Annotated in this window: 15 protein-coding genes; 8 read left to right on the top strand and 7 right to left on the bottom strand. The window is 64.6% G+C overall.

What is annotated here, in order from left to right; genetic code table 11:
- Positions 1-71: 71 nt before the first annotated feature.
- Positions 72-1232: an LLM class flavin-dependent oxidoreductase gene (locus ACOGXH_RS10645; protein WP_419929084.1), complete on the bottom strand. Its 1161-nt coding sequence runs from the start codon at positions 1230-1232 to the stop codon at positions 72-74.
- Positions 1233-1359: 127 nt separating this feature from the next.
- On the opposite strand from ACOGXH_RS10645, the gene ACOGXH_RS10640 reads away from it, so the two are divergent.
- A complete protein-coding gene (locus tag ACOGXH_RS10640) occupies positions 1360-1848 on the top strand; it encodes an NUDIX hydrolase (protein ID WP_419929083.1) in 489 nt (162 codons plus the stop codon).
- Positions 1849-1971: 123 nt separating this feature from the next.
- On the opposite strand, the gene ACOGXH_RS10635 is transcribed toward ACOGXH_RS10640, so the two are convergent.
- On the bottom strand, positions 1972-2226 hold the full coding sequence (locus tag ACOGXH_RS10635; RefSeq protein WP_419929082.1) for a hypothetical protein: 255 nt from the start codon (positions 2224-2226) through the stop codon (positions 1972-1974).
- Entirely contained in the window at positions 2223-3251 is a 1029-nt protein-coding gene (locus ACOGXH_RS10630) for a glycosyltransferase family 4 protein (protein ID WP_419929081.1), read from the bottom strand. The genes ACOGXH_RS10635 and ACOGXH_RS10630 overlap by 4 nt, the downstream gene beginning before the upstream one ends.
- Before the next feature lie 46 nt (positions 3252-3297).
- Here ACOGXH_RS10630 and ACOGXH_RS10625 point away from each other — a divergent pair, with 46 nt between their 5' ends.
- On the top strand, positions 3298-4455 hold the full coding sequence (locus ACOGXH_RS10625; RefSeq protein WP_419929080.1) for an MGH1-like glycoside hydrolase domain-containing protein: 1158 nt from the start codon (positions 3298-3300) through the stop codon (positions 4453-4455).
- A gap of 10 nt (positions 4456-4465) precedes the next feature.
- Here the strand turns inward: ACOGXH_RS10625 and ACOGXH_RS10620 are convergent, their stop codons facing one another.
- Both ACOGXH_RS10620 and ACOGXH_RS10615 read right to left on the bottom strand, forming a co-directional pair.
- Entirely contained in the window at positions 4466-5032 is a 567-nt protein-coding gene (locus tag ACOGXH_RS10620; RefSeq protein ID WP_419929079.1) for a septum formation family protein, read from the bottom strand.
- 13 nt (positions 5033-5045) lie between these two features.
- Positions 5046-6431 carry a sortase gene (locus tag ACOGXH_RS10615; protein ID WP_419929078.1) on the bottom strand — a complete coding sequence of 462 codons (1386 nt, stop codon included), beginning with the start codon at positions 6429-6431 and terminating at the stop codon, positions 5046-5048.
- A 127-nt stretch (positions 6432-6558) separates the two neighbouring features.
- Here ACOGXH_RS10615 and ACOGXH_RS10610 point away from each other — a divergent pair, with 127 nt between their 5' ends.
- Complete coding sequence (locus ACOGXH_RS10610) at positions 6559-8094, top strand: AMP-binding protein (protein WP_419929077.1); 1536 nt, start codon at positions 6559-6561, stop codon at positions 8092-8094.
- A 4-nt stretch (positions 8095-8098) separates the two neighbouring features.
- On the opposite strand, the gene ACOGXH_RS10605 is transcribed toward ACOGXH_RS10610, so the two are convergent.
- Both ACOGXH_RS10605 and ACOGXH_RS10600 read right to left on the bottom strand, forming a co-directional pair.
- Positions 8099-9733 carry a fumarate hydratase gene (locus ACOGXH_RS10605; RefSeq protein WP_419929076.1) on the bottom strand — a complete coding sequence of 545 codons (1635 nt, stop codon included), beginning with the start codon at positions 9731-9733 and terminating at the stop codon, positions 8099-8101.
- A 30-nt stretch (positions 9734-9763) separates the two neighbouring features.
- Positions 9764-10252, bottom strand: coding sequence for a hypothetical protein (locus ACOGXH_RS10600; protein WP_419929075.1), 489 nt, complete (start codon positions 10250-10252; stop codon positions 9764-9766).
- A gap of 42 nt (positions 10253-10294) precedes the next feature.
- Between ACOGXH_RS10600 and ACOGXH_RS10595 the strand changes: the two genes are divergently transcribed.
- The 5 genes from ACOGXH_RS10595 (at position 10295) to sufB (ending at position 15151) form a co-directional block, all read left to right on the top strand.
- Positions 10295-11134, top strand: a complete 840-nt coding sequence (locus ACOGXH_RS10595) for a hypothetical protein (RefSeq protein ID WP_419929074.1) — start codon at positions 10295-10297, stop codon at positions 11132-11134.
- Positions 11135-11193: 59 nt separating this feature from the next.
- Positions 11194-12570 carry a CapA family protein gene (locus tag ACOGXH_RS10590; protein ID WP_419930359.1) on the top strand — a complete coding sequence of 459 codons (1377 nt, stop codon included), beginning with the start codon at positions 11194-11196 and terminating at the stop codon, positions 12568-12570.
- 89 nt (positions 12571-12659) lie between these two features.
- Positions 12660-13157, top strand: coding sequence for a flavin reductase family protein (locus tag ACOGXH_RS10585; protein ID WP_419929073.1), 498 nt, complete (start codon positions 12660-12662; stop codon positions 13155-13157).
- A 19-nt stretch (positions 13158-13176) separates the two neighbouring features.
- Complete coding sequence (locus ACOGXH_RS10580) at positions 13177-13695, top strand: gamma carbonic anhydrase family protein (RefSeq protein ID WP_419929072.1); 519 nt, start codon at positions 13177-13179, stop codon at positions 13693-13695.
- Between the two features lie 52 nt (positions 13696-13747).
- Entirely contained in the window at positions 13748-15151 is a 1404-nt protein-coding gene (sufB, locus tag ACOGXH_RS10575) for a Fe-S cluster assembly protein SufB (protein ID WP_419929071.1), read from the top strand.

Raw genomic sequence — 15151 nt, 5'->3', positions numbered from 1 at the left:
GCCTGACTAGGCCCGCCCAAGAAAAATGGATGGTGTTTTCAATGACTAGCGATAGTTGATAGCAATCACTATTAAGACGCCAGGGCAGCCTCGCGCTGGCGGGTGGAGCGGTGCACAGGGTCGGTGTCGATCACCGGAATGACGTGCTTGCCGAAGTTCATGATGGTTTCGCGCACCACGTCCATGGGCAAAGTCGAGGTAAGGGGGCTGATCACGTACTGGTCGGCGCCCACCCGCTCGTACTGGCGGGAGACGTGGACGCAGTCTTCGGCGTTGCCCACGCATAGCGACCCGCCCTCGATGGCCATCTTGACATCGTCGTGGCTCGGCTCGGGGATGACCGCGGGCCATTCGGGAATGCCGTCGGGCTTGGGGAAGGTGTCCAGCCAGCGGTACACGAGGCATTGGTAGTAGTACATGTGGCTGCGGGTGGCCAGGTCAATTGCCATCTCCCGGTCGTCCAGGCAGATGCCGAACCCAACGCACATGACGTTGTCGTGGACGAAATCGCCCACCGGGTTCTTGCAGCTGGCCACCTCGTTCTTGTAGATCTCGATCAGCGGGGCGATCTCGTCGGGAGTGCCGATGGTGAAGCACAGCACCCCAATGCCCAATTTGCCGGCCTTCTCAAAGGTTCCCGGGCTGCCGCACGCCACCCACAGCGGGGGATGAGGCTTGGTAACCGGCTTGGGGAAGATCTCCCGGGCTGGCATCGAGAAGCTGTCGCCCTCGTAGCTGTAGGCGCCCTCGCGCCACATGTGGGGGATCTGGCGAATGGCCTCGTCCCACAGGCCGCGGGTTATCTCGGTGTCGGCCAGGCCGGTCTCCGGGTCGCGGGGGGCGCCCGGCATGCCGAATCCCATCACCTCGGTGGACGATGAGCCCCGGCCGGTGCCCAGCTCGAAGCGCCCGTTGGACAGCACATCGATCATGGCGGCCCGCTCCGCTGAGCGGGCGGGATGGTTCACCGGGGCGGTGATGTTGAAGATGGCCGAGCCCAGATGCACGTTCTCGGTGGTGGCCGCCACTGCCGACAGAAACACCTCAGGGCAGGACATGTGAGAGTACTCCCGCAAGAAGTGGTGCTCAGACGACCAGATGTACTTGAACCCATGCCGGTCGCACAGCTGGGAGATCTCCAAGTTGTCGCGGATGCGCTGGGCTTCCCAGTCGGGATTGCCCTCGTAGCCGAAGTCGGGCACGAAGCACTGGGCGAAATATCCGAATTCCATCTTTTGCAACCCTTGGTTAGCGGTATATCGAGCGGGACTGTACCGGCGTTCGCCTTCTGCGATCTATACAGGGGTCAAATCGGCTGCGCTACGGTCCTCGTAGACCCGGAAGCTAGGGTCGGCGCCCATGGCATGGACGCTGCGCCGCCCGGCAGCCCGAGTGGTGCTGCTGGACCTACACGGGCGCATCTTCTTGATGCAGGCCAGCGATCCCATCGACCCCCGGAAGGGGCCGTGGTGGGAGATTCCCGGGGGTGGTCTGGGACCGGGGGAGGATTCGGCCGACGGCGCTCGCCGCGAGCTGTGGGAGGAGGCGGGGTTCGCCGACGTAGAAGTGGGTCCCTGCATCTGGACCCAGCATGTGGAATTCGATTTCGCGGGCATCCACTTCGACTCAGATGAGCGCATTCACGTGGCCTGGTGCGCCGATGGGGGCGAGTGGAACCCCCAGCATCTCGAAGCGCTGGAGGCCGCGGCATTCGAGGATGCGCGCTGGTGGACCCTGGATGAGCTGCTGGCTTCTGATGATCAGGTGTTGCCCGAGCGATTGCGGGAATTTCTGCCTGATGTGATCGCTGGGCGGTTGCCTGAAGTGCCGATTGACATAAGCCCTTAGCGAACTGGCAGGGCTGCGGGTCCTGTCGCCTGACGGCGGCCTGGCGTGCTTCGCGTGCGCCAGGTCCGCCTCCGGCGCCACCCCCAGCCCTGCCTACCGTTGATGCCCACTCCTCTTGACTTGTTAGTGAGGGGGGAGCGGCTCTTCGCGGTCGGCGGCTCTTACCGCGTAGGAAAAGACTATGGCGGGAGCCAGCACGAGGGAGCCGACGACGAGGCAGACGATGATGGCGGTGACCAGAGGGCCGTGGAACCTGGTGGCGAAGCCGGTGAAGAACAAGGCGGCCGCCGCTAGGTACAGGAGGTAGCCCAGCCGCTGGCCGGTCACGGTCAGTTGGGCGATGCGGTGGCGGCGGGCGGCCAGGTCGTCTGCGCTCACGGAAGCCACCCGGCGTCGTCCAAGAGGGCGACCAGGTCGGATCGCACCCGTTCCAGTGAGAAGTGCTGCTGGGCGATGGCTTGATTCTGGTCCAACAGGTTGGCGTCGGGGCATTCCAAGAAGTCCCGCACTTCGTCGAGGCGCTGGGGTGAGAACCACCGGAACCCGAATTCGGCCAACTCTTCGGCCACCAGGTAGTCGCCCACCACACACGGCCGCCTCCAAATGGCCGCCTCCACCGGAGGGTTGCCGAACCCTTCCCAATGAGAGGGGAACACCACCAGATCGGCCGCCGCGTAGATGTCGGGGGTGCGGGCCACCGGCCGGTGGATCACTGGGCAGCGGGCATCGGCCAGAAGCTGATCCAAAGTGGCGTCGTACCCCTCCTCGGCTTGTCCCATCAGCCAATAGGTGCCTTCCAGCTCTTCGGCGATGGCAATGGCCGCGGGGATGTTCTTTCGAGGAATGGCCCGGACGGGGTGGACCACCAGCAGGGTCTCTTCGGCTACGCCCAGTCGGGCTCGCATCGCATCCCGGTCGCCGGCAGCGCTGTTGGTGTCGAAACCGTTGTAGATCACCGCTGCCTCGAGCCCCCGCTGGGCGAACTGTTCGGCGGTGAGTCGGTTGATCACCACATGGCGCCAGGAGGGATCGTCGGGGGGCAGCTCGGTAACCGACGCGAATCGCTCCCGCTGCCACGGGGGATCGTGGTGGTGGAGTATCGCCGGCCGACCGGCCAGCGCGCCGGCCACCGTGCGAGCTGCCGGAAGGTTCAGCGGAATGGTGCAGAGGTTCGCCACCACCACCAAGTCGACGTCGTCCACCGCGGCCGAGAACTGTTCCGGGTCGGGCCCATCAGGCTGGTCGATGCCCAGGCCGGGCACCAGCCGGTCGACCGGACCCTCGGCGGCCACCGTCACCATGTCGAACCCGATGTCGCCTAGTAACTCCTTCCAGAGGCGGGCGACGATGGACACTCCGTCGCTCAGTCCCAGTCGAAAGGAGACGATCGCAGCCCGGGCCATTCCCATGAGGTAACCAGATAACCCGGTTTTGTGAGACTTTGGAAGTATGGAAGGCCATGAGAACCCTGACCGCTTGGGGGTTCGGGCGGCGGCACGAGCGGTGCTGGAGGACCACTGGGTTCCCCAGGGCTATACCGCTCCGAACCACGCCACCTACCCGTGGCAGTGGCTGTGGGATTCGTGCTTCCACGCGATTTGCTGGGCCGACCTCGGTGACGATCGCGCCTTGACCGAGCTTCGCACTGCGCTATCGGTTCAAGCCGAAGACGGGTTCGTTCCCCATATGAACTATGTCCGCAACCCCGGAGTGGCCGCCGACCTGTGGGGGAGGGACGACGCTTCATCCATTACCCAGCCCCCCATGTACGGCCATGCAGTGGCCGAGCTCGTGCGCCGGGGTGTGGACGTCGACGAGGAAACGGTGTCCAAGGCGGAGAGTGGGCTGCGATTTCTGCTCCTTGACCGCCGTCGTCTTCCCAACGGACTGGTGGCGCTGTGCCATCCGTGGGAGAGCGGGGCCGACGACAGCCCTCGCTGGGATGACTTCTGCCCCGGCGGGTTCTCGCTGGAGTCTTGGCGGCCGATCAAGAATCAATTGGTGACATCGATCGAGCGCAGCTCGGCCGGCTCTCCGGTGGCCAATCCGGATTTTGAGACTGCCTCCGCGGGGTTCAATGCCCTCGTGGTGTTCAACGCCTGGGAGTTGGCCGAGGTCACCGGTCGATCGGCGACAACCGACCGAGCCGACGAGTTGGCCGGCTGCCTGGCCGGTCAGTGGGACGAGTCCCGCCGAACCTGGACCGATGCGGGGGCATCGGAGTCGGGCTCGGGGATGGCGCGTACCCTCGACGGCCTGCTGCCGATGCTGGTCTCCGCCGTACCGGAGCGAATCGATGCCGTTGCGGCCGATCTGATTGACCCCTCGGCCTACGGCGGGCAGTGCGGACCGGCGGGCGTTCACCGGCAAGAGCCCGGCTTCGATCCTCGCTCGTACTGGCGAGGACCGGCGTGGCCCCAGCTCGGCTATCTGCTCTGGCAAGGATTGCTTTGGTACGGTCGGACCGAGGCTGCCGAACAGATGGCCTCGACCACAGTCAGGGGCGCCATGCGGAGCGGTTTTGCCGAGTATTGGGATCCCGACGACGGTACGGGCGGCGGGGCGGTGCCCCAGTCGTGGACGGCTTTGGCCGCGCTGATGGCCTAATCGGCTCGGCTCAGAGGGCGATGTCCTTCATGGTGCCGACGATGAGCAGTCCCCGCCAGCTGTGTACGAAGCAAGAGATTCCCCGACGGTTGTCCTCGCCTTCCCAGTCAGACCGACTGGGGATGATCATGCCGATTTCGAGCTCACTCTTCACATATTCCAGTCCCACAAACGGCTCGAATTGCTCGAGGCATTGATCTTGCCCCCACCCGTTGACCGCCTCTTCACCGGGGTAAGGGGCACCGGCGGGTGCGTTGTGGATCAAGATGGCGTACACCTGGCCATTGTGGGGTCGGTTGCAGCCGATAGCGGTAGTCAACTGGGCCGGTAGGTCGTTGCGGTCCAGGTAGGTGTACTGGTTGAAGCACGTTTCCACCAGAAGGTCAAAGGGGTCAGTGACGGTCCCCTCGAACCGGTCTCGAAGGTCCTCTTCGGTGGGCAGGAGGTCGGGCTCGGCCGTGGGCTCGACGAATACTTCGTCGAGCCCAGATTCCTCGGACTCTTCCCCTCCGCATCCGGCTACGGAAAGGGCCAGCACGAGGACTAGGGGCACCCAGATTCGCCTGAGAATCAGCATCGTTGACCCTGCATCAGTAAGAGGGCAGGACTCGATCGATGTGCCAGAAGGCCATGAACATGACAACCAAGAAGGGCACTGCCGATAGAGCGTAGGCCGGAAGCCTCCTCCACCGCTGCCCGGCGAACAGGGCGAAGAACCAAATGGCCAGGGCGGCCATACCCCACAGGATGGCGGGGACCAGCCCGTCGGAGTCACCGTCGAGGCCTTCCCCAAAGGAGGCGGTCGTCTCTTCCACTGCGGGTGCTTCGGGAACTGGCATTGGGTCGGGCGGGTCATCGTTCGGGGCCGAAACCGGTGCCGGAGCAGCCGCGGCTTCGGTCGGTTCAGGCTCAGGGGTCACGCCGGCTGCCTGCTCGGTGGGCTCGGCTGTGGGTTCTGGGGATGGCCCTGGCCGTTCAGCGGATTCGGTGGTAGGGGCCGGAGCAGCCGCTTCGGTGGGCTCCGGAGCGGGAGTGGCGGTGACCGTCTGCTGGGTGTCGAAAGCCTCTTCCAGGTTCTCGGTGGCCAGCAAGGCGGTGGGCAGTATCTGCTGCCCTGGCCGCGGATAGTTGGGTGCGGGTTCGCCTACCAGCTCAGCAATGACAATGATCCGCTGGCGGGCTGAGCCCTTGGGATGGCATGCCGTGAGGGTGAGCCGGTTGGGATGCTCGCTGAAGTCCTGGTCGAGCACCTCCACCGCAGTGGGGGCCACTATGAGGTGCCCGTGGCCATCTCCCTGGGGCAGCACCCGGTAGATGAACTCTCCTTGGATGGTGGTGATGATGATCTCGTCCCCGGGAATCACCTTGTCAATCTCCCCGAATGGAGCGCCGTAGGTGGTGCGGTGCCCGGCGATGGCTGCGTTTCCGGCTTGACCAGGCAAGGGAGTCGTCGGGTAGTGGCCGGGGCCCTTGCGGAGATCGCCCACCCGGACGCCTTCCACCACGGTCTTGTCCACGTCGATAGCGGGAATCTGGATCCGGGCGATAGCCGCTCCATTTTCCCGGTAGAGCATGGCCAGCCAGGCGGGGTCGGGTTGTTGGGGTTCTTGGGCCGGCTGGGGAGTAGCGGCAGGGGTTGGAATGGGGGTGGCGCTGGGGGTAGCCGCGGCCGGCTCGGCACCCTCGGTTGGCTGGGAACCCTCGGCTAATGGTTCAGCTGTCGGCTCGGGAGCAGACGCGGTTGGGGTGGGTGCCGGAGTGGCTATCGCAACCGGCGCGACTGGGGCAACCGGGGCGACGGGTCCCAGGGCGCTGGATGCCTCCAGCAGATCGGCGAATTCATTGTCCAGGCTCTGCTGGGCCCTGGCTTCGATGATGCCGGTGCCCCAGAGCTGGAAGATCCCGAACAGCAGGATCATGAGCCCGAGCGCGATGACGGCCTTGCCCAGCGCTCCCAAGACCCGTGCAACCGTCACGGCGGAAATTCTACGAGTAGGAAGTGGCGAACCCATGTTGGGTGGAGGTCTTCGATTGACCTCGGGACCAAGAGAGAGCCAGCGCGCCGCTATGTAGCGGTGATGGCGGGCTGGGTACGGTGGGGCAATGAAGGTAGCTCTGAGCGTGCGGGACTTCCTGGATCGGGCCGAGACGGTTTACGGACCCCGAGTGGGGATCGTCGACGAACCGGACCAGCCGGCCGAAGGCTGGGGCGAGCTGAACTACTCCCGGATGGCCGAGTTGGCCCGGGCCCAGGCTGTAGCGCTGGACGACCACGGGGTCGGGTTTGGCGAGCGGGTGGCCATCGTCTCCCATAATGCCGCCCGGCTGATGGTCTCCTTGTTCGGCGTCAGCGGGTACGGCCGGGTGTGCGTGCCCATCAATTTCCGGCTCAACCAGGAGGAGATCAGCTACATCGTGGAGCACTGCGGGGCGACGATGCTGCTGATCGACCCCGAGCTGGTCGACACGCTGGCCGGCGTTGACTGCCGTCATCGCTATGTGCTGGGCGCGGAATCCGACGAAGCCCTGTATCGATTCGACGCCGAGCCCGTGCCGTGGAACCCGGACGAGGACGCCACCGCCACCATCAACTACACCTCAGGCACCACCGCCCGCCCCAAGGGCGTGCAGATGACCCACCGCTCGCTGTGGCTCAACGCCACCACCTTCGGCTGGGCCGCCGGGGTGAGCGATCGGGACGTGTACCTTCACACGCTGCCCATGTTCCACTGCAACGGGTGGGGCATGCCCTATGCCGTCAGCGGCGCGGGCGCTTCCCACATCGTGCTGCGCAAGGTGGACGGGGCGGAGATCCTGCGCCGGATTGACCGCCACGGGGTCACCTACCTGTGCGGGGCGCCGGCGGTTGTGGCCGCCGTGTTGGACGCGGCCCAAGACTGGGACGGTGAGATTCCCGGTTCGGGCCGGGTGCGGATGACGGTGGCCGGGGCGCCCCCGCCCACCCGGACCATTGAGCGGATGGAGTCCGAGTTGGGCTGGGAGTTCATGCAGCTCTACGGCCTCACCGAGACGGCGCCCTATCTGACCATGAATCGCCGACGGGCCGAGTGGGACCACCTCAGCCCGGCCGAGCGGGCGGTCAAGCTCTCCCGCCAGGGTGTACCCGCTCTGGGCATCTCTCTAGATGTGGACGACTCCGGTGAGGTGCTGGCCCGGGGCAACCACGTTCTGGCTGGCTATTGGGAGCAGCCCGACGCCTCGGCCGAGGCCCTGGCCGGGGGCTGGTTCCATACCGGCGACGGCGGGCTCATCGATGAGGAGGGCTATCTCACACTGTCGGACCGCAAGAAGGACGTGATCATTTCCGGCGGCGAGAACGTGTCATCCATCGAGGTGGAGGATGCTTTGTTCGCCCACGAGGCGGTGGCCGAGGTTGCGGTTATCGGGGTGCCTGACGAGAAGTGGGGAGAGACGGTGAAGGCCTTGGTGGTGCTGGCGTCGGGGGGATCGGCCTCCGAGGCTGAGCTGATCGAGCACTGCCGCAGCCGCCTAGCCCACTACAAGTGCCCGACGTCGGTGGAGTTCCGCGACGAACTGGCCCGCACCGCCACCGGCAAGCTCCAGAAATACCGCCTCCGCGAGCCCTACTGGTCCGGCCAAGAGCGGCAGATCAACTAGCTCATCAGCTGATGGCTACCGGTGTTGAAACTTCAGTAAAGAAGTCATTCCCCTTATCGTCAGTCACGATAAATGCGGGGAAATCCTCCACCTCGATCCGAAACACCGCCTCCATCCCCAGCTCGGGGTACTCCAGCACTTCCACCTTGCGGATTGAATCCTTGGCCAGCCGAGCAGCCGGGCCGCCAATCGATCCCAGATAGAACCCGCCGTGGCGGGCGCAGGCGTCGACCACCTGTCGGGACCGGTTGCCCTTGGCCAGCATCACCAAGCTGCCCCCGGCCGCTTGGAACTGATCCACATAGGCGTCCATGCGCCCCGCGGTAGTAGGGCCGAATGACCCGGAGGCGTAGCCCTCGGGAGTCTTGGCCGGACCGGCGTAGTAAATCGGGTGGTCGCGCAGGTACTCCGGCATGGGCTCGCCGGCGTCGAGGCGCTCTTTGATCTTGGCGTGGGCCAGATCGCGGCCCACCACCAGGGTTCCGGTGAGCGACAGCCGGGTCTTCACTGGGTATTTCGACAACTCGGCGCAAATGTCGGCCATGGGCTGGTCCAAGTCGATGCGCACCACCTGGCCGCTCAACTCGTCGTCGGTAACCTCCGGCAGGAAGCGGGCCGGGTCGGTCTCCAGTTGCTCCAAGAAGATCCCCTCTGAGGTGATCTTGCCCAGGGCCTGGCGGTCGGCTGAGCACGACACTGCCACGCCCACCGGACAGGAAGCGCCGTGGCGAGGCAGCCGGATGACCCGGACGTCATGGCAGAAATACTTGCCCCCGAACTGGGCCCCAATGCCGAATTGCCGGGTCAGTTCCAGAATCCGGTCTTCCCACTCCAGGTCTCGGTAGGCGTGGCCGGTCTCCGACCCCTGCGTGGGCAGTGTGTCGAGGTAGCGGGCCGATGCGTACTTGGCCACCTTCAGCGTGTACTCCGCCGAGGTGCCGCCGATGACTACCGCCAAGTGGTAGGGCGGGCAGGCTGCGGTGCCCAGAGTGCGGAGCTCTTTGTCCATGAAGCGGGTGAGCGATTCCGGGTTGAGCAGCGCCCTGGACTCTTGGAACAGATACGACTTGTTGGCCGAGCCGCCGCCCTTGGCCATAAACAAGAACGAATAGGAGTCTCCCGGTGTGGCGTAGATCTCGATCTGGGCCGGCAGGTTGTTGCCGGTGTTGCGCTCTTCGAACATGGTCAGGGGGGCCATCTGGGAATAGCGCAGGTTCGAGGTCTGGAAGGTGTCGAACACCCCCCGGGCGATGGCCCGCTCGTCGTCGGCGTCGGTGAGCACCCGCTCGCCCTTGTGACCCACTACTACTGCGGTCCCGGTGTCCTGGCAGCCGGGCAGCACTCCGCCGGCCGCGATGTTGGCGTTGCGGAGCAGCTCAGTGGCCACGAATCGGTCGTTGGCCGATGCCTCGGGGTCGTCCAGGATGGAGGCCAGTTGGGCCAAGTGACCGGAGCGCAGAAGGTGGGCGATATCTCGCATGGCCTCGCTGGTGAGCAGTCGCAGGGCCTCCGGGTCGACCTGGAGGAATTGGCGGTCGCCGAGTGTGACGGTGGAGACGTAGTCCGTGGTCAGCAGCCGGTATTCGGTGGTGGTGTCAGGTCCCTTGGGGAGCAGTTCGGAGTAGGCGAATTCGGCCATTTTGTTGAGCCATTCAGCGCGGGGTTCTACTCAGCCTAACGCCGGGGTTCCGGCGAACGGCGATGGGTCGCCGGTGTCGGGAATTACTGGGGGGTGCCAGCTCATGACCTGGCCAAGCTGGTTTGCGAAGTCACGCCAGTCCGGAGGATTCCAGCCTTCGGCCGAGGCCCGAAGGTTTAGCTGGTGGTCCAAATGGACAATGGCGGGCAGCGACTCCAGCCCCAGGGCTCTAACTACGGAGCGGTCTTCGTCGGCGAACGTAAGGAATTCTTCGCTCCACGGTCCGAGAAACTCCTCGGCTTCTTGAGCTGAGGCGGTCACCATGAAGGACACCCGGCAGTCGGCTCCGACGAAGTTCCGCAGAATGCGACCGGCGGTATCGATCATCCACGAGCTCTCATAGGTATAGGGATCGAGCACGACGATGACCAGATGGAAGACGGTCACCCAGTCGCCGATTGGGCGGGGCTCGCCGTTCAGAGGTGTCAGATTCACATCGGCGTCAAGCGTGGTGGACATCGCATTTGAAAATAGCCCAGTGGGAGGTAGGAACCCGGTGTCGTGGCTGATGATCAGATCGCGGTCGCGTACGCTTTGGCGGTGCACCCGATCGAGCATCTGCGCTATGTGGCCCGGTCTTCGGGCGTGGGACAGGAGTCACTGGTGCGGGAGACGGCCGGGGCGCTGTTGAGTTTCGGCCACGACCCGGCCGGGCTGGTTACCACCTGTCGGCGGATGCTCGCTCGGCAGCCCTCTTCTGGTCCGCTGATGTGGCTGGCCTCACGGGTCCTCACTGCGGCTGATCCCCGGTCTGAAGTCCGGGCGTGCATGGAGGCGATCTCCGATGACAAGACCGCCCGCCTGTTGTCACGCCAACTTCCCGTCGAGGCCTCGGTCTGCGTACTCGGATGGCCCGACCAGATCGGCCGGGCTCTCCGGCTTCGAGGCGATCTGCGGGTGCTAGTGGTGGATGTGCTGGGAGAAGGCCACCATCTCGTGCGGCGACTGTCGGAGCAGGACGGCTGGGTGGACGAGGTGGCCGAGAGCGGCCTGGGCTCAGCGGCGGCATCAGCCGACGTCGTGCTGTTGGAGACCGCCGCGGTGGGCCCGGACGGATGTCTCGCCGTTGCCGGGTCTCGTGCGGCCGCGGCGGTGGCCCACGCCGCTGGCGTGCCGGTGTGGCTGGTTGCTGGCAGGGGAACAGTCCTTCCCGGCCCCATGTGGGACTCGCTGATCGAGCAGGCATTGGGAATGGTGGAACCGTGGGATGCCGACGAAGAGGTTGTGCCACTCGCACTGGTAGACCAAGTGGCCGGCCCCGATGGACTGGTCACAGTGGCCGAGGCAATCTCGAGCACCGACTGCCCCGTAACCCCTGAACTGTTCTGCGCCGCCATTTGATTGGTATCCGCCTGATCGGTTGCACCGGTCGCCAGGCAACGGCGGCTTTGCTGGTTGCGGTGATCGTGTTGGCGAGTGGCTGCGGTGACGGTGGCACGGCTCCCGCGGTCATTTCTGATCCCACTCCCAACACCTCAACGCCGGTTCCGGCGGCCACGCCTACTCCCATTGCCACGATTGCTTCCGCGGCCCCTCCTTCAGCCACGCCTGCTCCCATTGCCACGCCTGCTCCCATTGCCACGCCTGCTCCCGCGGCCACGCCTGCTCCCGCGGCCACGCCTGCTCCCGCGGCCACGCCTAATCCCATCGCTCCGCCAACTGCCACTAGCACTTTTGCTCCCACAGCCACACCCATCCCTACGGCTTCGTCGATTCCAGATCCTTCTCCCTCGGCCGAGCCGGAGTCCTGGCATGCCCGGCTGGCCTTTACCGGAGACCTCTTGTCACATGGTCCGGTGTTCAGGCAGGCGCAGGCCTATGGGGGCGATGACTTGGCCTACGACTACCGCCCCATGTTCGATTTGGTGCAAGACACCCTGAGCGATGCCGACTTGGCGGTCTGCCACTTGGAGACTCCTCTCTCGCCCAACAACCGCAACCTTTCCGGCTACCCCTTGTTCAATGCCCCCGGCGACCTGGTTGTTGCCATTGCCCATGCAGGCTATGACGGTTGCTCGACCGCTTCGAATCACTCCCTGGACCAGGGGATCACCGGCATCAATGACACCCTCGACCTATTCGACCAGGCGGGCCTGGGCCACGCCGGCATGGCTCGCACCGCTTTGGAGGGGGCAATCCCGAGGTTGTACTCGGTAAACGGCGTCACCATCGGTCACCTGTCCTACACCTACGGCCTCAACGGGCTCATCCTCCCGGATGACAAGCCGTGGGCAGTGGACATCAATTCTGTCCAGGACATTCTCGGAGAGGCTCGGGCGGCCATCGAGCTCGGGGCCGAGTTCGTAGTGCTGAGCATCCATTGGGGCGCGGAATATCAGGTGGCACCGACTTCGCAGCAGAGGGCATTGGCCAAAGAGCTCCTCGCCGGCGACGAGATCGACATCATCGTCGGCACGCATGCCCATGTGATTCAACCGGTGGAGCGACTCGGCGGCAAACTCGTGATCTATGGACTCGGGAACTTCCTGTCCAACCAATCGCCCCAGACATGCCGCTCGTGCCCGCCGGAAAGCACCGATGGTGTGATCATGCTGGTTGATTTGGTGGAGGGCGAGACCGGCGAAATCGAATTGGCCGACATCAGCGCCGTGCCGACCTGGGTCGATCGGCGGACCTTTACCATTGTCGATGTGGGTGCCGCGTTGGCCGCCGGAACCAGCTCGGAGCTCATCAGTCAACTTGAGCAATCGTGGGTTCGGACGACGACCACGCTTCGTAGCTACGGCGTGGATGTGATGTTCGCGGGCCAACCCTAGAGATCGATGGCGGCGCTAGTGGCAAAGCAGCAGGCAGCCACTAATCTCACTGCGTCGGGGCAAAGTCTGTCCCTGCCCGAGGAGTCCTAGTGTCTGACAGCCTGCCGTTCGACTCGGCTTTCTTCCGCCAAGTGCTCGGACAGTTTCCTACCGGCGTAACCGTGGTCACCGCCGCCGGTTCTGACGGACCCGCCGGGCTGGCCATCGGTTCCTTCGGCTCCGTGTCGCTCGATCCGCCGCTGGTCATGTTCATGCCGGGCAAGACGTCCACCAGTTGGCCGGCCATCGAGGCCGCAGGCCACTTCGGGGTGAACATCCTGGCTGAGGACCAAGGGGACATGTCCAACCTCTTCGCCTCCAAGGCCGAGGACAAGTTCGCCGGTTTGGAGTGGACCACCAAGATCACCGGCGCACCGATATTCGAGAGTTCCCTGGCTTGGATCGACTGCGAGATCGACCAGATCGTTGAGGGGGGCGACCACTGGATCGTCCTCGGCCGGGTATTGGATCTGGGCGTGCAGCGAGACGATGTGGGGCCGCTGGTGTTCTTGGCCGGCAAGTACGGCTCTTTCGACCCGATGGGCTGACGGCTAGGACCAGAGAGCAATGCCGATCTACGCGTTGGGAGACATCGAACCCGACATCCACCCCGAGGCGTTTGTCCACCCGCAGGCGGTGATCATCGGCCGGGTGAGCATCGGGGCCGAGTCGACCATTTGGCCAGGAACAGTCCTCCGGGGCGATGGGGCGGGCATAACCATAGGGGCTCGCACGTCAATCCAGGACAACGCCGTCATCCACAACACCGACGAGCTGGCCACAGTGGTGGGCAACGACGTCACCGTCGGCCATCTGGCCCACTTGGAAGGCTGCACCGTAGAAGACGAAGCGCTCATCGGCGTGGCTTCAGTCGTGCTGCACGAAGCGGTCGTGGGCCGGGGCGCGCTGGTGGGAGCCAGCGCGGTGGTCACCAACCACATGAAGATCCCCCCGTTGGCTCTGGCCATCGGCGTGCCGGCCAAAATCCGCGAAGGCCACATGGCCGAGGGGCAGAATCGAGAGGACGCCCAGGGCTATGTGGACCGGTGCCACCGATATCGCGCTGAGATGCGCCTATTGGGCTGACCGCCGGTAGTATTCAGGTCAACCACGCTTTCCCTGCAACTAGGATTTGGATATGTCGTCGGAAGCCCTCGCCCTAGATCTCGGCCGATACAAGCTCGGCTGGAGCGACGAGGAAGATTACGTCTTCAAGCCCAAGAAGGGGCTGAACACCGACATCGTGCAGGAGATGTCGTGGATGAAGAGCGAGCCCGACTGGATGCGGAATTTCCGCTTGAAGTCGCTCTCCCGATTCGAGAAGCGGCCCATGCCCAACTGGGGCGGCGACATGTCGGGCATTGATTTCGACAACATCTACTACTACATCAAGCCCACCGAAGAGCAGGTCGACGCTTGGGAGGACCTGCCCGACGCCATCAAGGACACCTACGAGAAGCTGGGCATCCCCGAGGCCGAGCGCAAGTACCTGGCCGGGGTGACCGCCCAGTACGAGTCGGAGGTTGTGTTCCATCGCAACCGGGAGGACTTGGAGGCCCAGGGGGTGCTGTTCTGCGACATGGACACCGCGCTCAAGGAGTACCCCGAGCTGGTGAAGGAGCATTTCGGCACCATCATCCCGCCGGGGGACAACAAGTTCTCCGCCCTCAACTCCGCAGTGTGGTCGGGGGGCAGCTTCATCTACGTGCCGCCCGGCGTGACGGTGGAGATGCCGCTTCAGGCCTACTTCCGCATCAACGCCGAGAACATGGGCCAGTTCGAGCGGACCCTCATTATCGCCGACGAGGGCTCACAGGTTCACTACATCGAGGGGTGCTCTGCTCCGGTGTACACCACTGATTCGCTGCACTCCGCGGTGGTGGAGATTCTGGTCAAGAAGTCGGCCCGGGTCACCTACACCACCATCCAGAACTGGTCCAACAACGTGTACAACCTGGTCACCAAGCGGGCCAAGGTCGAGGCCGAAGGCCACATGGAGTGGATCGACGGCAACATCGGCTCCCGGCTAACCATGAAGTACCCGGCAGTGGTGATGGTCGGCCCCAAGGCCTCGGGCGAGGTGCTGTCGGTGGCCTACGCCGGTCCCGACCAGCATCAGGATGCCGGGGCCAAGATGACCCACGCCGCACCCGAGACCACCTCCAAGATCGTGTCCAAGTCGATCTCCAACGGTGGCGGGCGAACCAGCTACCGGGGTCTGGTCCGGGTAGAGGACGATGCCTACGGATGCCGCAGCCATGTGCAGTGCGATGCGCTGATCCTGGACGAGGACAGCGTGTCCGACACCTACCCCTACATGGAGGTGGGCACCCGGGATGCGGAGATCGGCCATGAGGCCACCGTGTCCAAGGTGGCTGATGAGCAGTTGTTCTATCTGATGAGCCGGGGGCTGACCCAAGAGCAAGCCATGGGCATGATCGTCAACGGCTTCATCGAGCCCATCACCCGCACCCTGCCAATGGAGTACGCCGTGGAGTGGAGCCGGCTCATCGAGCTGCAGATGGAGGGATCTGTCGGCTAA

Source organism: Candidatus Poriferisocius sp. (assembly GCF_965208355.1).
In the GTDB taxonomy this organism is placed as follows: domain Bacteria; phylum Actinomycetota; class Acidimicrobiia; order Acidimicrobiales; family Bin134; genus Poriferisocius.
This window is presented reverse-complemented; position numbering and strand designations above follow the sequence as displayed.